This is a genomic window from Gemella haemolysans, from assembly GCF_012273215.1.
GTDB classification, from domain to species: Bacteria; Bacillota; Bacilli; order Staphylococcales; family Gemellaceae; genus Gemella; species Gemella haemolysans_A.
This window is the reverse complement of the sequence record NZ_CP050965.1, coordinates 1,932,891-1,955,552: the sequence shown is the minus strand read 5'-3', so window position 1 is coordinate 1,955,552 and position 22,662 is coordinate 1,932,891. Positions and strand designations below refer to the sequence as shown.

Below are 22,662 nucleotides of genomic sequence, written 5' to 3'. Positions count from 1 at the left end.
ATTTTCTTTGAAACCCAATCTATCTTTTGATATAATCAAAGATGGAGAGAGAAGTTAGGGGGTATAATACTTCTAATAAGGATTGCGGTAGTCGTTTATTTTTCAAAGCCAAAGGCTGAAGAAAAATATTACGAATAGCGTATGCAACAGGAACTTAAAAAGAAGGTGCTAAAAATTAGCATCTTCTTTTTCTAGTTCCCACTGCTGTGGCTACTTTTCTATGGAAGGAGATGGTGCTTATGCTCATAAGTAACAAAATCTGGACGAAAGGAGTAGCAAGTTGTCTGCATATGAAATCATACAAACAATTATTGGAATTAATCTTTTGATTGTTACAATAGTTGGCGTGTGCATCTCAGCACTTAAAAAGGACAATAAAAAATAACCATCTTTACTTTAGCCGAGTAGATGGTTATTTAATATAATCTTAAATACGAGCTACCGTCTTTTAAGTTAGTCGTTTATTTTTCAAAGTCAAAGACTGAAGAAAAATATTACGAATAATTTATACTACGACTACTATAATTTCTACGAACGTAGTGAGTCAAGAAATTATTAGTAAAGTCAGTGCAAACGGTCACTTTTACATTCACATTTTAACACAAATCTACATTTAAATCAAAAATCTTGTTATCTCTTGATTCTCTTAACCTAATATGTCCTCATACAATTTTTTATCTAAATCTTTAAATACATTAAATACTACTTTTAAATTAGCATTAGGGTTTTCACTTAAGAATTTCTTAACCTCAGCAACTGCTATTCCTGCAGCAAGGTCATTCGGGAATCTAAATTCTCCCGTACTTATACAACAAAAAGCAATACTTTTAAGATTATTCTCTAAAGCTAGTTTTAGAGAATTTCTATAACATGATGCGAGTAGTTCCTTATCATCATCTTCAACAACACGATAAATTATCGGCCCAACAGTATGAATAACATGTCTAGCTGGTAGATTATATCCCGCTGTTATTTTGGCTTGTCCTGTTTTTTCAAAACTTCCTTGCTCTTTTATTATTTCATCGCATTCTTTTCTAAGTTGTAATCCTGCTTGCGAGTGTATAGCATTGTCGATACATCTATGTAGCGGAATTAAACATCCTAGTAACGCTTTATTCGCCGCATTAACTATCGCATCTACTTCCAATGTAGTAATGTCTCCTTGCCACACGTAAATATCTTTTTCAATTTCAGTTAATTCTTCTAGTTTTGTTATTCCTTTATTTTTTAGAACTTCTTGTAAGTATTCGTCTTGCACTTCATAGAATTCACTCGGTAGCTCCGACACCTTCCATGTATTCATCAGTGTTCTAAATAAATCTTTCTTCTGTTGTTTACCCTCTGGTATTTCTATCTCTAAATTTAGTGTTTTTATTAAATAATCTAGTTTTTCCATAATTTAAATACTTCCTCCGTATCGCCTGTTATTATTATATATCTTACTTAGATGTATGTCTATAATTGAGACATACTATAATTCTTTTTTGTGACTAACAAAAAATCCTAAATTTTAAAATAGTTTATATAAGAACTCATAGTCGTAATGATTTATTAATATAAAAATACGACTTCAAAAATTAGAGAATAAACTCTAACTTTTGAAGTCGATATATGTTATATTATTTTTGTCTACGACGTTTTACATAAACAGTCAGTCCTGCTAAAACTAGAACTGCAATTCCAGCGTAAGCTGTCGCATTATTATCTAATCCTGTTTTCGCCAATAATGAATTAGATTTTGAAACTTTTCCGAAATCTTCATCTACATTAAATGTATTTTCTTTCTTAGTTTCTTTTCCAACAAAACCACCTAGAATATCTTTAATTGATTTTTTATAGACTTTTTTCTCCGCTTCTTTTAATGTTTCTAATGCTTTATCTACTTCTTCTTGAGTAGCTGTAGCTGAAGCTAATAGCTCTTGTGCTTTTTGAACTGCATCTAGATAAGCTTTCTTATCTTCTGCACTTGCACTTTCAAAACTATCTTTCTCTTTAACCTCTGCTAAATGACCTAGTTGTTCATTTAGTTTTTTCTTATCTACTTTTGGTCCTTCAGGTTGAGGTTTATTTCCTTCTTCTTTCTTAGGAGTTTCAGTCATTGGTTTTGGCTCCTCTTTCTTAGGTTCTTCAGCTGCTGGTTTCGGAGCTTCTTTTGGTGCCTCAACTGCTGGCTTCGGAGCTTCTACTTCTTTACCATCAAGAGCGTTTTCAGCTTGTTGTAATTTTTCTAACACTACTTTAACTTCTTCTACAGTTGCATCTTTGTTATCAAGAACTACTGTCGCTTCTTTTATAGCATTTACGAAGTTATCTTTTTTATCTTGTCCAGCATTTTTGAATTTAACCTCAGTTTGAAGTTTTTCAGTTTCTTTTAATTTTTCAATTAATTTAGCTTTGTCTACTTCTTTCTTAACTTCTTGTTGTTGTGAATTAGCTAATGTTACTTTAGCTGCGTTTAGAGTTGCTACTGTGCTATTTACTTCTTCTTGAGTTGCATTTTCATTTTCAAGAACTTTCTTAGCTGCCTCTAATGCTTTGTTATATGCATCTTTAGCTTCGATAGTTGCATTTTTATACTCTTTAGTTTCATCTAACGCTTTATCCGCTTCTATTGCTTTTTGAAGCTCTGCTTTATTCACTTCCGCTTTCTTTTCTACTGGAGCATTTTTCGGAGTTAATGCTACGAAGTTACTGAAGCTATCAGTAGTAAATGTTAGCTTACCATCTGCATAATTAACACTGCTTACAGCTGTTAATTTTCCATCTTTTTCATGGAAGAATCTTTCTGGAGCTTTTGCTAAATCTAAAGTTACACTTCTATCACCAGGAACTTTAACTTCTTTTCCTGTTTCATCTACAATATGAATGTTAAAGTATTCAACATCATATTTTCTTAAGTCTACATTACCTTCTGTTAATTGTTTTTGGATATTTGTTTTCTCTTCTGCAGTTGGTTCTGTTACGACAAGTTTGTAATTATTATAAAGTTTTTTCTCAGTGAAATCTACTGTACCTTGTGCTTTAGAGTTCTCAGTACTTCCTACACTTGCTACTTTTTCTGCAACATTTAGAACAACTTGTTTCTTATTATGACCATCTTTTACTACTAATTCAAAATTGTTTTCTGCCGGAATATATCCTTCAGGTGTTACTATTTGAATTGTGTATGTTCCATTTTCTAAGTTTTTCTGGAAGGCATTTTTTCCGTATAAACTTCTTGGAAGTGATACTTTAGTACCGTCTTGAGCTACTGCGTAAACTTTTGTTCCTGCTGGAACTTGTTTGTCAAAGCTGATTTCTGTAGCATTTCTGCTAATTTCATCTACTCTAAATTCAACTTCTTTTGTTGGTTTATCTTTAGTTATTTCAAAGTCAACTTTTGATGGTGTAAGTAGTTTGTACTCTCCATCAACCATAACTACTTCAACAGTGTATTTACCAAACGGTAATGCCTGGTATGTACGTTTATTTCTAGAGAAGTCTTCCCCTACGATTTCACCTTTTTCATTAGTGATTTTGTAACGTAAGCGACGTGAATTGTTTCCAGTTCCATCACCTTTCTTAACTTCTACTTCTAGACTTCCTTTACCATTACCTTCAACATTTGATAAATTAATGCTATCTTTGTTATCTGCGAAGTCTTTTACTTCAAAAGTAAGATCTTTTAATTCTACGCCTTCTGGAATTGTGTAACTTCCGTCTTCATTTGCTGCAATAGTATTTTTACCATAGCTTAATTTTTTGTAGAATACTCCACTTCCATCTTCTAGTACTGGATATGGTGTGAATTTACGAGTTGCTTCATCGTAGTAACCACCGTTAGCACCTGTGATTTTTGGAGCTTTTCTATCAATTACTACATTGAATGTTGTCTCTTGCATATCTGCACCACTTACTGCTGCACTATAAGAAACTACATATTGGTATTCTCCATCTGGAAGAGGGTTACCATTATTATCAACACCTTTCCAGTTTGTCATAGTTAATGATGTGTATTTTTTACTTGTGTTATTGTAGAAGTTTTTGTTACCAGAACCATTACCATTTTGGTAAAGTGGATTTTTACGTTCTACATCATCTTTAGCATATACTGAAAGTTTTAGGTTTTCGAAGTTACGGTAAAATACCCCTCTCATTCCTATTTCATCATAATTTTCATCACCATTTGGTGAGAAGAAAATTTTATCAGTAAAGAATCTTTCACCAGTAACAGGATTTACATACGCTCCTGCTAGTGTTCTCTTATCTTTTTTATCTTCTTTGTATGTTGTTAACATTCCAGTGAAGTTCATTTCCGTTAATGAATCCCAGTTATTAGGATTTGAAGTATAACCATATTCATATGTTGGTTTTTCTCCATTTTTCATAGAGTAGATTGGTTTTTCTAACACTGGTAGATTTTGGAACTGACCTTTAAATCCTACAAATGGAATACTTGCTTTTAATGCACTTTCTTCATCATAAAAAGTTACAAATCCTTCTAGATAATATCCATTAGTGAATACTTTTTCCAATTCTTCTTTGAAGTTCGTAGCATCAACTGTAATTTCAACTTCTTTTTCACCTTTCGCTGGAACTTCTACTGTAGCCCAATCAGTTGTCACTAACTTCTTAGGTGTCATTGTCAGTCTTCCACTCCAGTCAGCCCCTGCATCTTCACCATAATAATTATCTGTAGTAAGGTGAGCTGCATATTGTAGGTTTTGAGCTTTGTCTGATAGATTGTGTAATACTAATTTAAAAGTAAATTTATCTCCAACATTTCCTAAAGAAACACTTCCATAGTTATTTTCTCCAGTTACATAAAGGTCTCCATATGCTGCTTTATTCGCATCTATTAAACCTGCACCTTGAAGACGTGGTGATCTATATGCTGTTGTGTATCCATCAGAATATACCTGAGGATTTGCTGTACTCATGATTAATCTCTTCGCTAATCCTTGAATTTCTTCTGCACTTAAGTTCGGGAATCTTTCTGATAATACTTGTTTCACAAGAGTTATAGCTCCCGCAACGTGTGGTGAAGCCATACTTGTTCCACTATCTAGACCATATCTTCCATCATTATAAGATGATAAGATATCTCCTCCTGGCGCTGTTACGTCAGGTTTTAAGTATCCATCAACACTCATTCCCCAACCAGTAGATTCATCGAATTCACTTTTCTTAGGATTATCTTGTTTATCCCATGTTCCATTAAATGTTATTTTATATTCCCCTTCATGAGTAGAAAGTTCATTACCAAATTTATAGTATGTTGTTACTACAGGGAAATCTTTATCCTGACCATTTAATGTTAGATTATAAATAGTATCTCCTTCATTGAAGTAGATTACCGCTCCCGCTGCGCCGTATTGTTTAGCTAGTTTAACTTTTTCTTCAAAGCTATTTCCACCACGTTGGATAAGGGCAATTTTCCCAGTTAAATCTTTGTCAGCATAGTTTTCAGCTTTACCAACTCCAACATATACATAATCATATGCTTTTTTCTCAAATTGTTTAGTATAACTAAAAATTGGCATTTTTCCATTATCAAAATCAGCATTATCTTTAAGCTGCTCGATATTTGCTATTTCTCTGTTAAGAACACTATTACTAATATTCGCTACAGAAATTGCATCTTCAGAAACCGATGGTCTTCCTACAGTTCCGTAATCAGGATTAGCTGCACTTGGATTTGTTTGTCCACTAGCAAAGAATGCATTGTTTCCTGCCGCTGCGACTATATTAACTCCGGCTTTTTTTGCAACATCCATTGCACGAACTAAACCATCACCCACTTCTACTACTGAACCAGCTGGTGAACCTAAACTTAGGTTTATCGTATCTGCGCCTAATTTAATAGCATCTTCTATCGCTTTTGTATAAATATAAGACTCTGTTCCAGCATTTTTAGTATCTGAGAATACACGCATAAAAATTAACTGTGCTTCAGGGGCTATACCTGTTACGTAATCACCATTTGTAAATTTCTCCTTAGGATTACCTACAGCAGTCCCAGCAACGTGCATACCATGTGATTTATAAGCACTTTGTTTAATATCATTATTCCAGTCGTTATAGTTAAATGCAAATGGTAATTTTTCACTATACCACTTACCGTAGTCTATACCCGCTTCTTTTTTTATTTTTTCAATTTTATCTTTAGATTTGTATTTAGATTTTGAATTATCTGATAATCTAAGCACAGGATGATTAGGATCCAGTCCAGAATCTAATACTGCGACAACTTTTCCTTGTCCTCTATATCCTTTATTCCAAAGAGGTTGTATATTAATAAGATTATAACTGTCTAAAGCTTTAGAAAAATCATTAGCTTCAGTGCTGTCTTTCTTCTCCTCTTCGCTTGCTACATTTTCTGGTTTATTGTAGCTGACACTCATTTCAACAGTATCTACAAAGTCTAACTCTTGAATTTTTTTAGCATTCGAGAATGTAGTCTCTAAGGCAAAACCATTCATCAATGTATCGTACTCAAACAGTTTTTCATAATCGATACCTTTATCTTTAATATCTTTTAACGCCTTTTCCCTAGGTGCTTTTGTTGATTCCGTAACTTCTTTAATTCCTTCTTTAGTTTTTAACTTATTAGGATCAACATCACCTTTTAATTTAACAATAACTTTTACCTTATCATCATTTTGGAACTTATGTTCTTCACTTTTTGAAACATTTGATAGCTCATCTTTTTTTTCTTCTTGAGCTAATGTTATCTTTGATGATACTCCATAATTAAATGTACTGATATTTCCTAGTAGTAATGCTGCACTTAGCACACTTACTGCTGTTTTTTTAGCCAGCTTCATTTCTTCATCTCCTATCTTTTTAAATATATTTAAAGTATATTTCTATATTTTAACATATAATTTCTGAAAATCAAAATCAATATTCAGATATACAAGTAAAATTAACTAATAGATCTTGCGTTTCTAATTTGTTTTCATTACTCTACCCCAATTAAATTTTACAAACACTATAATCTTTAATACAGTATTCTTTAATTTTCCAAACTATACTAAAGTGTGATAAAATAGAAACTAATAAAAATTATAGTTATGGCGGAGGTAGAATGAAATATTTAACTAGTGAAGAAGTAACTAAAGCGAAAAAAAATATTAGTGAAATAAAACCTTATAAAACTACTAAAGAGATTATCTTTTCTAATATCTTTACTTTTTTCAATGCTATGAACTTGGTCTTAGCAGCATTTATAGCCACGACACTTAGATTTGAAAATATGTTGTTTTTAGGTGTAATTACTATAAATACTGCAATTGGTATTTTTCAAGAAGTTCGTTCGAAAAATGCCCTTGAGAAGTTGAGTTTGCTAGGTAGAAGTAAATACCGAGTAAACCGTGATAATGAAATAATAAATATAGATTCTGAAGAAATCGTCCTTGGAGAATATCTACACTTAAATCTCGGTGATCAGATTCCTGTTGATGCTGAAATCATCGAAGGTAGTATCGAGGTCGACGAATCACTATTAACCGGTGAAAGTGACAATATCTTTAAGACTGCTGGTGATAAAGTAATGAGTGGTAGTAACGTAGTTAGTGGTAGTTGTTTAGTAAAGGCTATTGCTGTCGGAGAGGATAGTTATATCAACAAACTTGCTAAAAGCACTAAAGAATTTAAGAAATATCCATCGAAACTTCGTGACTATATGGATAAGATCTTAAAAGTTATATCTATTCTATTAGTACCTGTCGCAATTATGCTATACATCCGTGGTGCTAGTCTAGGACGTGGTTATGTAGAAATAGTCCTACGTAGTGCTGGAGCTTTAGTAGGTATGATTCCAGAAGGTTTAATACTTCTTGTCAGCGTCTCTCTTGCGGTTGCTGCGATGAAACTTGCTAAAAAGAAAGTTTTAGTTCAAGAACTATACTGCGTGGAAACTCTTGCTAGAGTAGATGTTCTTTGTTTCGATAAAACAGGAACTATTACTACAGGTAATATGAACGTTGTAGAAATTGATGATAAAGTTGCAGAAAAATTATCAAGTTATCTTGCATACTTCGATGATGAAAATTCGACTTCTAGAGCTTTAAAAAATTATTTAACATGTGAAAAACAGTGGGATGTAGAGGAATTAGGAGCCTTTTCTAGTAAAAATAAATACTCATTTATAAAACTAAAAAATGGTGGAACATATTTCTTCGGGGCATATGAATTTTTAGGTTTCTCAGATGAAATGAATAAATACTACGAGAATCTGAAAAAAGAAGGTTATCGAATATTATCATTAGCCTATACTGAAGACAGTACAAACGTCCCTACTAATATGAAACTTATAGGACATGTAGTTCTATCGGATGAAATAAAAGAAAATACAAAAGAAACATTCAAATACTTTGAATCTCAAGGTGTTGAAGTAAAAATAATTAGTGGAGACAACCATGTAGCCGTGTACGGTGTCGCTAAGAAAGCTGGTTTCAAAGAAAATGCTAAGGCTATCGATATGACTAAAGTTACTGATGCGGAGTTCGAAAAAACTGTTCTTGAGAATGATATTTTTGGACGTGTTACTCCAGAACAAAAACAAAAAATGGTAGCCGTATTACAAAAGGCTGGTAAGACTGTCGCTATGAGTGGCGACGGTGTTAACGATGTTCTTGCCTTAAAAAAGGCTGATATTAGTTTTGCTATGAATGGTGCTACCAGCGCCGCAAAAAGCGTATCAAACATCGTATTTTTAACAGATGACTTCGGAGTATTCTACGATATACTTATGGAAGGTCGTCGTGTTATTAATAACATTCAAAAGGTGGCTTCCCTATTCCTAACAAAGACATTCTTCTCGATTGTCTTCTCAATACTTAGTGTAATCTTCGCCTTGGAGTTCGCATTTATTCCGATTCAGTTCACGATAATTTCAGCGATAACAATCGGTATTCCATCCTTCTTCCTGACTTTTGAAGCGAATAAGGAAAAGGTAAGCAATAACTTCATGAAGGATATACTGACAAACGCTGCAATCGGTGGTGGTATTTTAGTAGCTACAGTGCTACTGACAAACTTTGCTATCACAGACAATTCACAAGCGAAATTCATCTGTTTCCTTCTTGCGTTAATAAACGGACTTTGTATGGTTGCTAAAGTTAGCCTACCTCTTAATAAATATAAAATCGCACTACTTTCTCTGTTGAGTATAGCTGCAATTATAGGAGTAGGAGTTAATATATTTATCTTGAAAAATTACTTTACACCATTAGTATTTTCTCAAGTAATTTATATAGTCATACTTGCGCTCGTAATCTCAACAGTTCACTTCTTTACGAGAAGAAAATAGAAATTTTATCGCTCATTTATCGCTCACTTTAGATTGTGAATATCACCTAAACATTGATATAATAACTTTTCAAAAGAACATAACAAAACCCTAGACTTGGTTAGTTCCAAATCTAGGGTTTCTTTATTATTCTTCCTCTAAAGATTTATCCTCGTTTGAGTCAGTTTTTTCTTTTTCTACTTCAGCTTCTTCTTGAGCTTTTTTCTCAGCTTCTTCTTTGGCTTTACGAGCTTGTTCTTCGTAATATTTCTTATTAACTACTTTATCTAGTTGTTCTGCTTCTCTTTCGTCTAAGTCTTTTGGCATTTTACCAAATTGGTAAAGAGCAACGATTTCTTTTCTATCGATTGTTTCAACTTCGATAAGAGTTTGTGCAATAAGTTCTAATTGTTCTCTGTGAGTTTCAATAATGTGAAGAACTTTTGAGTAACATTCATTAATAATTTTACGAACTTCTTTATCGATTTCTTTCAGCATTTCTTCTGAATAGTTACCGATACTTGAAAGTTGACGTCCACCATATGGATCGTGGAATGGAGCTTGCATTGGACCTACAGCTTCACTCATACCATATTCTGTAACCATCGCACGTGCAATAGCTGTTACACGTTCAAAGTCATTGTGAGCACCTGTAGACACTTCGTTAAAGAAGATTTGCTCTGCAGCACGTCCACCAAGTAATCCACAAATTTTGTCGATTAAATCTGTACGAGTTTGGAAGTATTTTTCTTCTTCCGGAATCATAAGGTTGTATCCACCAGCATCACCACGTGGGATAATAGTAACTTTTTGCACTTTATCGGCACTATCAAGTACCATACCCACGATTGCGTGACCTGCTTCGTGATAAGCTACTAAACGTTTTTCTTTTGGAGTATATACTCTACTACGTTTAGCTGGACCACCGATTACTCTGTCCATAGCTTCATCTAGATCTTCTTTATCAATACTAGATTTGTTTTCACGAGCTGCTAATAACGCTGCTTCATTAAGGATATTAGCAAGATCCGCACCAGAGAATCCTGGAGTTTTTTCTGCTAATGAACGAAGTTCAACACCTTTAGCAAGTGGTTTATTTTTAGCATGTACTTTAAGAATTGCTTCACGACCTTTTACATCAGGTGTAGAAACTTTAATTTGTCTGTCAAAACGACCTGGTCTTCTAAGGGCGTTATCTAATACGTCAGCACGGTTAGTAGCTGCAATTACGATAATACCTTTTTCACCATCGAATCCATCCATTTCAACAAGAAGTTGGTTAAGAGTTTGTTCACGTTCGTCATTTCCTCCACCTACTCCGCTTCCACGTTTACGTCCTACAGCATCAATCTCATCAATGAAAATGATACATGGCGCATTTTTTTCAGCTTCTTTGAATAGGTCACGAACACGACTAGCCCCAACCCCTACGAACATCTCAACGAAGTCAGATCCTGAGATTGAGAAGAATGGTACTTTTGCTTCACCAGCTACAGCACGAGCTAGTAAAGTTTTACCAGTCCCTGGAGGCCCCTCAAGTAAGACACCTTTAGGGATTCTAGCACCCATTTTAGTGAATTTACGGTGATCTTTTAAGAACTCAACCATTTCTGCAAGTTCTTGTTTTTCTTCATCAGCTCCAGCTACATCTTTGAATGTAACTTTTGCTTCTCCGCCATCGATTTTTTTAGCTTTAGATTTTTGGAAGCTCATTACTTTACCTCCACCGCCACCTTGCATTTGTGACATAAAGAAAACTAATAGCCCCATCATTAAGATAAATGGAATAATATTACCTAAGAATGATAAGATTGCTCCAGTTTTTTCAGCTGGTTTATATTCTACTACACTTAATTTTCCATCTTTAGCTTTTTCATTAATTTGTTTTTGTACTTCAGAATCAGATGCTGCAACTACACTCTCGAAGTTCTTATTTCCTTCTGAGTATGTACCTTTAACATTGTAGTTCTCATCTTTTCTTTGTAGACTTATTTCTTTAACCTTGTCATCTTTAATAGTCTGAACAAGTTTAGCATAGTCTATTTTTTCAGTTGTCCCAGGTAAGTCTTGCTGCCAATAAGCAAATAATCCAATCGCAATAACGATTAACGCAAGCATACCAAGGATAGGGTTTTGTCTTTTTTTATTATTCATATAGACAATTTTCCTCCTATCATTTTTCTAAACATAATTTATTTTACCATATGTAACTAAAGTTTGACTAATATTTTGACCTTTTTTGATTAAAATATTATTATGAGTAAATTTCTTCTTTTAGAACACCGATATAAGGTAAGTTTCTATATCTCTCATCATAGTCTAAACCAAACCCTACTAGGAATTCATTTGGTGAAACTATTCCGATGTAATCAGCTTCAACATCAACTACACGAGTTTCAGGTTTATCTACTAGTGAAGCACATGCTACAGAAGCAACATTTCTTCCTTTTAGGTTTTCAATAAGAGCTTTAAGAGTTCTTCCTGTATCTACGATGTCTTCAACGATAATTACGTGACGACCTTCGATATCCATTCCACAATCTTTTTTGATTTTAATTACACCAGAAGATTCAGTTCCTCCGTGATAACTAGATACATCCATGAAGTCTGTAACTACATGAATATCAATATGCTTCATAAGTTCTGCCATAAAAGGTAATGCGCCTTTTAATGTACAAATTAGAACAGGACATTTATCTTTATAATCCTCTTCAATTTGTTTAGCGATTCTTTTACTAGCAACTACGATTTCCTCGTGTGTAAATAGAACTTTCTCGATATCTTTTAATAAATTTTCCACTGTTTTATCCTTTCATGTTTATATAATAATCATATTTTTTATTTTTGTTGACTTTAGTATTTATTCCTAAAACTCCTAAAACCCCATCTTTATTGCGAATTACTGGAAGTTTATCTCTAAGTTCTTTAGGGATTTTTTCATCGATAAAAAGACGGGAAAGTTTTTTACTAACTTTACCTCTTTGAATCCTATCTCCATCTCTCTTAGTCGTAACTACGAGCGGTAAGTCTTCCTTGTTAAATCCTACTTCTGATGAGTTATTAGTTGTCGTTATTAGAAAATTACTCTGATGAAATGTATAAACTTTATTAATATCTACTTCATCTATTATTAATTCTATCCTATCATTATAACATTTTTTTTCGATTTTATGAATATAAATACTATTATATTCGCTAATTATTTTTAAATTATTTTTTAAATCATAACTTTTGTTGTTATTTCTACTTTTTAAGTCTTCTATTATTGCAAATAGCGCTCTTTGTTTCACATCGAAAATACTAAAATTATTTGCTAATATATCTCTTAGTAAGAAATAAACTTCTTCTTTAGTATTTTTTAATAATTTTTCTTTGTTTAATGCGACCTTACCTTCTGCTTCAAAAATCACATAGTCAGCTTTGTTTTCTAATACTTTATTTCTTAATTCAGTATTAACATTTTGATAATAACTAGAAAAATTGATTAAATTATCAAAACTTGCAGCATTCACATCTTTTAATAGAGGTACGATGTTGTGCCTTATATTATTTCTAGTGTAGTCTGTATCGAAGTTTGTTGAATCAACGTAGTATTTCAAGTTATTTTCATCAGCGTACTGCTCAAGTTCAGCCTTTAAAACACTTAATAATGGACGATAAACCTCTAACTCTCCAATAGTAGTCTGTTCTTCTATCATTAAGTTATAATCCATACTACGCCCGCTAAGGAGTCTCATAAGAATATTTTCTACCTGATCATTTTTATGGTGCGCAGTTATTAACTTCACTCCACCCTCTAATGAAGACATTTCCTCGAATGCTTCATAACGTAGTTTCCTTGCGAGCATTTCCTCTGATGTGTGGCTATCTCTTGCCAGTTCATTCATATTTAGCTCTTTTTTGTAGAACTTCACGTTATAGTTTTTAACGAAATTCTCTACAAATTCAGCTTCTTCATAGGATTGCTCTCTTAAACCATGATTTATATGGAATACTACCAGTTCCTTATAGCTTTCTTTATACTTCGTTACAAGTAGATGAAACAGAACAATAGAATCTACCCCTCCTGACAGACCTAGTGCTATTTTATCAGTTTTTCGCCATAAAATATTAATGTCCATCTAGATAACCTCTCTCTTGAAGACCTTTCTTTATTTTTTCAAACTTATCTTCAGCTTGCTTCGTCGTTGAGATTATATTTTCTAGTAACCCTTCTGGGGCTGGTAGAATTTCTTTTTTCTCTTCTTTTTCCTCAGACAGCTCGGTAATATTACTCTTCTTACCTTTTCCTACAGAAATCTTCATGTTTCCTATGAATTGAAGTTTTTTCAAGTCTTTTAAAGTTTTTGTCTCCTGTTTAGGTTCCTGTTTTTCTTCCTGTACTTCCTGTTTTTTCTGAATCTCTGGTTGTTCTTTAACTTCTTTTTTAATTGGCGTCTTCAGCTTATTTTTCTTTTTATTCTGTTTTTCTTTTGAGTTTTTCTCTACTTTTTTCTTTTCACCTTCGACTTGTTTTAACTCTTTTTGTGTTAAGATCACTAAAGAATCTTTTGTATTTTTTTCCTCAGCTTTAATAACAAAACCAACTGAAAAAATTTCCTCTAACTTTTTCTTTTTACCTATAAACATATTTTCCTTAGGTAAAAATGCATCTTTACCATTTTCTAGTTTTATATACAGCCCTTTACTTTCAACCTTTGTTACCTTTCCTGAAACTTTACTCATTCAATCACCTCGCTATCAATTTAGATGTAAACTATATAATCTTAATAGTTTAAACCTCGTAAATCATTCCTATTTGTTTCACTTAAATATTATACCACACTCTATTCATCTATTGAAATATCAAAGATAATTCAAAGCTATATCCTCAAAAATATTAATCTGTATCATTAAGTAACAATTAATTAATATAAATTTTTTTAATATTACTATAAAAAAATACAATTAGTAAATTTTGTATAAATCCATTATAATTAAAGTATAGAAATCGTTTTCAATAATACGAAATTTAAGGAGTGATAAATTATGAAAATTGTTAAACAAGGACCATTTACATTCGAAGATTCGATAAAGAAACCAGCTGAATTGTTCCCTATGTATCAAGTTCTAAACGAAGATGGTGAAGTTACTAATCCAGATTTATTTCCTGATATTAGTGATGAAAAACTAGTGGAATTAATGAAAGTTCTAGTTTTTGGTAGAACATATGACGAGAGAGTAATTATTTTAAATAGACAAGGGGCTCTAGGTAACTACCCACCTGCCGGTGGTCAAGAAGCTAGTCAATTAGCGACAACCTTCGCCCTTGAAAAAAATGATTTTCTTGTTCCTACCTATCGTGATATTCCGCCACTACTTATTCGCGGCTTAACAATAGAACAAGCTTTTTTATGGTATAAAGGTCATTTAAAAGCTAACCAATATCCTGAATCATTATGCGCCTTCTCTCCTCAAGTTATTGTAGGTGGACAGATGCCACATGCTGCTGGGGTTGCTTTTGGAAAACGACTAAAAGGGGAAAATAATGTTGTACTAGCATTTTGTGGAGATGGTGGATCTTCTCAAGGAGACTTCTATGAAGGATTAAACTTTGCTGGAGTGTATAATGCTCCTTTAATTACTATTTTACAAAATAATGGATATGGTATCTCTACTCCTATATCTAAACAGACTAAAGCAATAACTCTAGCACAAAAAGGGGTTGCTGCTGGTATTGCTAGTATAAAAGTAGATGGTATGGATCCATTAGCTATGTATGCCGCTGTAACTAAAGCACGCGAATACGCAATTGAGCATGGACCAGTTTTAATCGAAGCATTTACTTATCGTCTAGGACCACACACTATGTCAGATGATCCAACTCGTTATCGTACTGATGAAGAAGTATCATCATGGCAGAAAAAAGATCCACTAATTCGATTAAGAAAATATCTTGAGAAAAAAGGATTATGGAATAGCGAAATAGAAGAAGAAACCATCGATGATGTAAAACGTCAAATTAAAGAAGCGATGGTTGCAATAAACAAAGCTGAAAAACAAAAAGTTTCAACATTTTTAGAAAATATGTTTGAAATTCCTACCCAAAACATTAAAGAACAAATCGAGATATACAAACAAAGGGAGGCGAACTAATATGTCTGAGAAAACTATTGCGCAAGCAGTCACAGAAGCACTTGATTACAAATTAAAAACTGATGAAAAAACTTTAATATTCGGTGAAGATGTCGGGGTCAACGGTGGAGTTTTTAGGATTACAGATGGTTTACAGGCAAAATATGGAGATAAAAGAGTATTAGATACTCCTTTAGCTGAATCAGGTATCTTGGGACTTGCTATTGGATTAGCTGCTGAAGGATTTAGACCTATCCCTGAAATTCAATTTCTAAGTTTTATTTTAGAAGGTTTCGATGCGGTATACTCTCAATTAGCTCGTTTTAGATATCGTTCAGGAAATACTCGAAACATGGCAGTTACTATACGTTCTACATTCGGAGGGCCTGTCCATACTCCTGAATTACACTCAGATAGTTTAGATGGAATTTTAGCTCAAATCCCTGGACTTCGTGTAGTAATTCCTAGTAATCCCTATGATGCAAAAGGTTTACTAATTTCTTCTATCGAAAGTAATGATCCAGTTATATTCCTAGAACATCTTAGAATGTATCGCTCAATTAAAGGCGAAGTTCCAGACGAAGGATATCGTGTACCATTAGACAAAGCAAGTGTTGTTAGAGAAGGAACAGACGTTTCAATCATTACATACGGTCTTATGGTTCACTATAGCTTAAAAGCTGCTGAACAATTAGAAAAAGAAGGTATCTCTGTTGAAGTTGTTGACCTTAGAACTATCTCTCCTGTCGATATGGAAACTATTATATCTTCTGTTAAGAAAACAGGACGTGTAATAGTAGTTCAAGAATCGCAACGTCAAGCTGGGGTTGCTGGACAACTTCTATCAGAAATTTCTGAACGTGCATTTATGTATTTAGATGCGCCTGTTGGAAGAGTTACATCACCCGATACTACATTTTCATTTGGTTTAGCCGAAGAATATTGGCTACCTACTCCAGCAGACATCGTTAATAAAGTTAAAGAAGTCTATGACTTTTAATGAATGGAGGGACTTAATATGATTTATTCATTTATTTTACCAGATAGTGGAGAAGGTCTTCATGAAAGTGAAATTATTCAATGGGGTTTTAAAGTCGGAGAAACTGTAAAAGAAGATGATATTTTAGTAGAAATTCAAAGTGATAAAGCTGTTGTTGCCCTGCCGTCTCCTGTTTCTGGAACAATCAAAACAATTTATGCAAAAGTTGGGGAAATGGCTAAGGTTGGTTCAGTTATCGTTGATATTGAAACAGATCAAAATGTAGAAAAACATGAGGAACAAGAAACTGCCGTAGTTGAAGATAATAAAACTGGCGAGACTATTAAATCCGTAGAAAAACAAAATAATTCATCTGATGTTGATATTAGATTATTAGCCATCCCTAGAGTAAGAAAATATGCTAGAGACAAAGGTGTCGATCTTAGACTAGTGCCTGCAACTGGTAAGCGCGGTTTGGTTACAATCGAAGATATTGAAAATTACCTTAATAACGGTACTGTTAAAGAAGTTGAACCAGTTCAGCAACCTCAAGTTGTGAGCGAAGTTATTAGCGAAAAAACTGAGGTGGCAGCAGTTCCAAAATTTGAACCTTCTCCTTCAAATAGTACTAACAATACTACAAGAGTACCTATGACAAACATCAGAAAAGCTATTGCACGTGCAATGGTTAACAGTAAGGCTATTTCACCTCACGTAACAGTTCTAGACCAAGTAAATGTTGAAAAACTTGTTGAACATAGAAATAGAATGAAACAAATAGCAAAAGATAGAGATATTAAACTTACTTACACAGCATACTTCATAAAAGCTGTGGCAGCAACTCTTGCAAAATTCCCAGAGTTAAACGCCTCTGTAGATAACGAAAAATTAGAGATAATATATAAGAATTACATTAATATTGGTGTCGCAACCGATACTGAACATGGTTTATTCGTACCAAACATTAAGGACGCTAACTTCAAGAGTCTATTCAAAATAGCTCGTGAATTAGATGAGAACACAGCTCTTGCTCATGCTGGAAAATTAGGCAGAGATAAACAAACTGATGGTTCTATGACTATTACAAATGTTGGAGCAATTGCTACAAGTGGGGTCTGGGCTACACCAATCATCAATCAACCTGAAGTAGCTATACTAGGATTTGGTCGTTTCGAAGAAACATTCATCCCAGATGAAAACAAACAACCAAAACTTGTCCCAATGCTTAAACTTTCATTCTCATTTGACCATAGAATCGTAGATGGTGGTACGGCACAACGTGCACTAAATACTGTTAAAGAATATTTAGCAGAGCCTGACTTATTGTTAGTGGAGGGATAATTATGGTAGTAGGAAATTTTATTCAAGAACTAGATACTATTGTCATTGGTGGCGGCCCTGGTGGTTACGTCGCAGCTATTAAATTAGCTCAACTAGGTAAAAAAGTTACCCTATTCGAGAAAGAAAAAGTGGGCGGAACTTGTTTACATCGTGGTTGTATCCCTTCAAAAGCTCTCATATCTGTAGGACATCAATTTGAAGAAATAAAAAAATCATCTCGTGGAATAAAAGTTGATAATGCAGAAATAGACTTTGTTGAGACGCAACATTGGAAAAATGAAGAAGTTGTAGAAACTTTACACAAAGGTGTTCAAGGCTTATTGAAAAAGAATGGTGTTAATGTAATTTATGGTGAGGTTAATTTTATAGACGATAAAACTATCAGCGTAATTTTAGACGAATTCCATAATAATACTTATCATTTTAAAGAAGCTATTATCGCAACTGGAACACAACCGATAGAAATTAAAGGATTTAAATTCAAAGATCGCATACTTAGTTCTACTGAAGTTTTAAATCTTACTGAAGTACCCAAATCACTAGTTGTTATCGGTGGTGGCTACATTGGTATTGAATTAGCTGGAGCATATGCTTCACTTGGTTCAAAAGTTACTATCATTGAAGGAACAGAAAAAATTTTACGAGTTTTTGAAGACGATATAGCCAATGTAGTAATTGAAGAACTAAAAAATAAAGGTGTAGAAATTATCACGAATGCCACTGCTAATAACGCAAAAAGCACTGACAATTCTGTCATCACGAACTACTCTGTTGATGGAAAAGAATTTACTATAGAATCAGATTATGTTTTGGTATCTGTTGGTAGAAAAGCAAAATTCGACGAACTTGGCTTAGAGTATGCCGGCGTTGAAGTTACAGATCGCGGATTAATTAAAGTTGATGAACAACGTAGAACGACTAAAGAACATATATTTGCTATTGGTGATATCGTAGAAGGCCCTACATTAGCTCATAAAGCAATGTATGAAGCAAAAATCGCTGCTGAAGCATTAAATGGAGACAAATCGGCAATAGTCGACTACTTTGCCATCCCAACAGTATGCTTTACTACACCTGAAATAGCACTCGTAGGATATACAAAAGCTCAAGCACAAGAAAAAGGTTATGAAGTAGTAACTGGTCAATATTCATTCGGACATAACGGAAGATCTTTATCGATTTCTCAAAGTAAAGGATTCGTCCGTATAGTCGCAATAAAAAACACCAATAAAATTATCGGTGCAGCTATCGTTGGTCCAGGAGCTAGTGATCTAATCGCAGAATTAGCTCTCGCGGTAGAACAAGGACTGACAGTTGATGATATTTCTCTAACTATCCACGGACACCCTTCACTTAATGAAGTCGTGGTTGAAGCAGCCGATATCATTCTAAAAAAAGCAATTCATTCCTAAAATTTAACTTTTAAAGAAAGAACAGGGATGTTTAACTTCTCTGTTTCTTTCTTCATAAAGAAAGGAGAAAATTATGTTAGAAGGTTTTAATCAACTAGATGACATTTTTAAAACAAAAATAACTAAACCTAAAATAATCGTCGTTATAAAAGCTGCTCAAGATCATGCTCTTCATAGCGTTTTTGAGTTTGCTAACAAAGGCTATTTAGTGCCTATTCTAATAGATTCTAAAGAAAAAATAGATGAATTATTACTAGATATAAATACTAAAAACAGTAATTTTGAAATCATAGATATAGAAGATGATGTATCTGCTGCAAAAAAAGGTATAGAGTTAGTTAGAAAGGGGAAAGCTGACTTTATTATGAAAGGAAATCTTCCTACTTCAACGCTTTTAAGAGAAGTAGTAAATAAAGAAACAGGAATTAAAAAAAGTTCTGTCCTTTTCCACTTAGCATTACTAGATATTCCAAAATATAATAAACTTCTAGGTATAACTGATGGCGGAATGATTCTTGAACCTTCTGAAGAACAGAAAATAAAAATAATCGAAGAAACTTCTAAAATTTTTACATCTCTTGGTTATGAAAAAATAAAATTCAGTCTGTTATCTGCCGCAGAGGTAGTGAATCCTAAACAAAAATCTTCGGTAGAAGCTGATGAAATTTCTAAACACTTCAAAAATAATGAAACACTAATTGTTGAGGGACCATTATCACTCGATATCTCACTTAATAAAAATATTGCACAAGAGAAAAAGTATGCAGGGAATATCCAAGGAGACGCTGATGTTCTAGTAGTTCCTGACATAGTTTCTGGTAACGGTATTTCTAAATCACTAATACTAATGGCAGAAGCCAAAATGGCTGGATTGATACTTGGAGCAACTGTTCCAATCGTACTAACATCACGCTCCGCTTCTGATACCGAAAAAAAATACTCGTTAATTCTAGCACTACTAGCAGATAAGGAGAATTAATATGAAAAAAATATTCGTTATAAATCCAGGAGCAACTTCTACTAAGGTTGCATACTATGAAAACACTACAGAAATCTTCTCACATGAGATTACCTATTCATTAGAACAACTAAAGCCATTTAATAATATTTTCGAGCAACTACCTCTTAGATTAACTGATATTGAATTACTAATTAAAGAGAAGATACCTAATCATAAGTTTGATGCAGTTGTGGGGCGTGGTGGTCTTCTTCCACCAGTAGATGCTGGGGCTATTCTTGTAGATGAGAATCTTATAGATTGTTTAAAAAATAGACCTCTATTAGAACACGCCTCTAATCTAGGTGCATCACTTGCTAAGAGTGTTGCGGAAAAATTTGGTGTTGAGTCTGCACCTTCTTTCATATATGATCCTGTTACCGTCGATCAAATGAATGATGTTGCTCGTATCTCTGGTTCAAACCTAATCAATAGAAAAAGTGTCGGCCACGCACTTAATATGCGAGCTGTTGCTCATGATGTGGCCAATAAGTTAAATATCCCTTACGAATCGGGAAACTTTATAGTCGTTCATGTCGGTGGTGGTTCTAGTTCTAGTGCGCATGAAAATGGACGTATGGTCGATGTTATTTCGGATGACGAAGTAATGTTTTCTAGCGAACGTACTGGTGGAATCCCACTTAAACAATATATTAACTTATGCTATGAAAAAACTAAATCTGAAGTGACAGAACTTACACGTAAAAAAGGTGGTCTTGTCTCATACTTCGGAACAAATGATGCCAGAAAAATCCATGAACTTATGGATAATGGTGATGAAAAAGCAAAACTAGTATTAGAAGCAATGGCTTATCAAATAGCAAAAGCTATAGGTGAATTAGCTACGGTATTAAAAGGAAAAGTGAATGCTATTATTCTTACCGGTGGAATAGCACGTTCTAATTTTATCTCAGATAAAGTTAGAGAAAGAGTTACATTTATCGCTCCGTTGTTCATTATCCCAGGTGAAAAAGAAATGCAGGCTCTAGCATCAGGCGCACTGAGAGTTCTTAATAACGAAGAAAAATATAATATCTTCGAAAAATAGAACTACTATACTTTAAACTACTATGTGTATGGTCTATAAAAAGGGTAGTGGGAGTGACTCAAAAATCGTGATTTCGTAGAAATCGATTTTGTCGAGTCACCCCCGCACAGTTTATTAGATAGCTAAAAAGCTTTTATAAAGCGAATTTAGATATCAATAAACCACTGCGTCTATGAGTTTGCTCGTGAACTTTTTTTTTAAAATCTAGGACTTTTGGGTCAACCCCATTTCCTTTTTCTATGTTTTCTACTTTTTCTTTATATTTTCTGAGAGTATATAGTCTATAAATAGTTTTCCTATATCAGAAACATCTTCATCTTTTTTATGAGCAATTCCTACCTTGTACTCCATCTTTTCCGCTAACGGTATCCACTTCGTATTTTGGAATTGACTAATATCTTCGAACTCAGCAGGCAATATAGCCACACTATCAAAAATCGAAATACTCTTTACAAGAACAGTCCAATTATCATCGGCAAAAACAATGTTCGGTTCAAAACCCCTCTCCCTACACTTCACACAAATTTCATTTCCTAGGACATAATTTTTTGTAAGTGAACTTATTCTCACATCCTTTAGATCCTCAATAGTAATCTCTTCTTTATTTTCCAAAGGATGATTAGAAGGAACTACAATCGCAGCAACATACGAAGCCTTTTTTCTTTCAATAGGTTTCATAACAATATCTTTCTCATACTGTGGAAAAGAAAGTAATCCTAAATCTAGATCACCATTAGCAACCATCCTTTGTAATTGTTTCGAACCATGTTGAATTAGACTCAACTCAACCTTTGGATGTCTAGCTATAAAACTTGAAATTTCTTCCATGTATTGAATTGCAAATAATACTGTTAAACCTACCTTCAGCACCTCTCTACTTTCTTCACTAGATGCATTCATTTCATCGATTAAATTATTATATGATTTCAATAAAACAATACCTTTCTCATAGAGCATTTGCCCACTTTCTGTTAGCTCTAAACGTCTATTATTTTGCTCAAATAAAGTAGTTTTAAATTCCTTTTCCAATTTCTTTATTGCCAACGTTAATGTAGGCTGTGTGACAAATAATTCCTTGGCCGCTAAAGAATAACTTCTTTTATTCGCAACTGTAATAAAATAGTTTAACTGTCTAAATTCCATAAATACTCCCCCATCCTCTAAATCTCTTACAATATTATTATAACTTAAATAGTATTAATTTAACAACTACAACACAGTATTAGTTTCTTTAAACAGTATATCAAATTAAAACAACTAAAAAACACCAACTTCAAAAGTTTACTCTTTTGAAATCAGTGCTCAATCATTATATCTTCTTTTAAGTAACGTTATGTTGACTACCTCTTCAAATAACATCACTAACTTTCGTTATACCATAAAAACAATGATTTTATCAGTCTTTTATTTTTTAATATTTTGTGTTATGTTAAAAGTGCGGAGGATAATTCTTTCATAATGTTGTTGGTAATTAAAACACAATTGCGTTTCAGGGGG

Annotated in this window: 15 protein-coding genes; 8 read left to right on the top strand and 7 right to left on the bottom strand. The window is 33.4% G+C overall.

The window, feature by feature from the left end:
* Positions 1-280: 280 nt before the first annotated feature.
* A complete protein-coding gene (locus FOC48_RS10195; protein ID WP_271987493.1) occupies positions 281-385 on the top strand; it encodes a putative holin-like toxin in 105 nt (34 codons plus the stop codon).
* A 261-nt stretch (positions 386-646) separates the two neighbouring features.
* Here FOC48_RS10195 and FOC48_RS09095 read toward each other — a convergent pair whose 3' ends face one another.
* The gene (locus tag FOC48_RS09095; RefSeq protein ID WP_003147596.1) at positions 647-1,396 is read right to left on the bottom strand and encodes a protein-ADP-ribose hydrolase; all 750 of its coding nucleotides are present in this window, start codon (positions 1,394-1,396) and stop codon (positions 647-649) included.
* 223 nt (positions 1,397-1,619) lie between these two features.
* Complete coding sequence (locus FOC48_RS09090; protein ID WP_003147595.1) at positions 1,620-6,806, bottom strand: S8 family serine peptidase; 5,187 nt, start codon at positions 6,804-6,806, stop codon at positions 1,620-1,622.
* A 263-nt stretch (positions 6,807-7,069) separates the two neighbouring features.
* Between FOC48_RS09090 and FOC48_RS09085 the strand changes: the two genes are divergently transcribed.
* Positions 7,070-9,295 (top strand): HAD-IC family P-type ATPase, encoded by a 2,226-nt coding sequence (locus tag FOC48_RS09085; RefSeq protein ID WP_003147594.1) that lies wholly within the window; start codon positions 7,070-7,072, stop codon positions 9,293-9,295.
* 126 nt (positions 9,296-9,421) lie between these two features.
* On the opposite strand, the gene ftsH is transcribed toward FOC48_RS09085, so the two are convergent.
* The 4 genes from ftsH to FOC48_RS09065 form a co-directional block, all read right to left on the bottom strand.
* A complete protein-coding gene (gene ftsH / locus FOC48_RS09080) occupies positions 9,422-11,428 on the bottom strand; it encodes an ATP-dependent zinc metalloprotease FtsH (RefSeq protein WP_003147593.1) in 2,007 nt (668 codons plus the stop codon).
* A 100-nt stretch (positions 11,429-11,528) separates the two neighbouring features.
* A complete protein-coding gene (gene hpt, locus FOC48_RS09075; protein ID WP_003147592.1) occupies positions 11,529-12,074 on the bottom strand; it encodes a hypoxanthine phosphoribosyltransferase in 546 nt (181 codons plus the stop codon).
* Positions 12,075-12,078: 4 nt separating this feature from the next.
* Positions 12,079-13,395, bottom strand: coding sequence for a tRNA lysidine(34) synthetase TilS (gene tilS / locus FOC48_RS09070; protein ID WP_003147591.1), 1,317 nt, complete (start codon positions 13,393-13,395; stop codon positions 12,079-12,081).
* Positions 13,385-13,999: a S1 RNA-binding domain-containing protein gene (locus tag FOC48_RS09065; protein ID WP_003147590.1), complete on the bottom strand. Its 615-nt coding sequence runs from the start codon at positions 13,997-13,999 to the stop codon at positions 13,385-13,387. The genes tilS and FOC48_RS09065 overlap by 11 nt, the downstream gene beginning before the upstream one ends.
* Before the next feature lie 303 nt (positions 14,000-14,302).
* On the opposite strand from FOC48_RS09065, the gene pdhA reads away from it, so the two are divergent.
* The 6 genes from pdhA to buk all read left to right on the top strand — a co-directional run bounded on the left by pdhA (position 14,303) and on the right by buk (position 21,165).
* Positions 14,303-15,409, top strand: a complete 1,107-nt coding sequence (pdhA, locus tag FOC48_RS09060; protein WP_003147589.1) for a pyruvate dehydrogenase (acetyl-transferring) E1 component subunit alpha — start codon at positions 14,303-14,305, stop codon at positions 15,407-15,409.
* A 1-nt stretch (position 15,410) separates the two neighbouring features.
* Positions 15,411-16,388 (top strand): alpha-ketoacid dehydrogenase subunit beta, encoded by a 978-nt coding sequence (locus FOC48_RS09055; RefSeq protein WP_003147587.1) that lies wholly within the window; start codon positions 15,411-15,413, stop codon positions 16,386-16,388.
* A gap of 18 nt (positions 16,389-16,406) precedes the next feature.
* Entirely contained in the window at positions 16,407-17,708 is a 1,302-nt protein-coding gene (locus tag FOC48_RS09050) for a dihydrolipoamide acetyltransferase family protein (RefSeq protein WP_003147586.1), read from the top strand.
* A 2-nt stretch (positions 17,709-17,710) separates the two neighbouring features.
* Entirely contained in the window at positions 17,711-19,120 is a 1,410-nt protein-coding gene (gene lpdA / locus FOC48_RS09045) for a dihydrolipoyl dehydrogenase (protein WP_003147585.1), read from the top strand.
* A 73-nt stretch (positions 19,121-19,193) separates the two neighbouring features.
* Positions 19,194-20,099 carry a phosphate acyltransferase gene (locus tag FOC48_RS09040; RefSeq protein ID WP_003147584.1) on the top strand — a complete coding sequence of 302 codons (906 nt, stop codon included), beginning with the start codon at positions 19,194-19,196 and terminating at the stop codon, positions 20,097-20,099.
* Between the two features lies 1 nt (position 20,100).
* Positions 20,101-21,165, top strand: coding sequence for a butyrate kinase (gene buk, locus FOC48_RS09035; RefSeq protein ID WP_003147583.1), 1,065 nt, complete (start codon positions 20,101-20,103; stop codon positions 21,163-21,165).
* Between the two features lie 246 nt (positions 21,166-21,411).
* Here buk and FOC48_RS09030 read toward each other — a convergent pair whose 3' ends face one another.
* Entirely contained in the window at positions 21,412-22,308 is an 897-nt protein-coding gene (locus FOC48_RS09030) for a LysR family transcriptional regulator (protein ID WP_003147582.1), read from the bottom strand.
* Positions 22,309-22,662 lie beyond the last annotated feature (354 nt).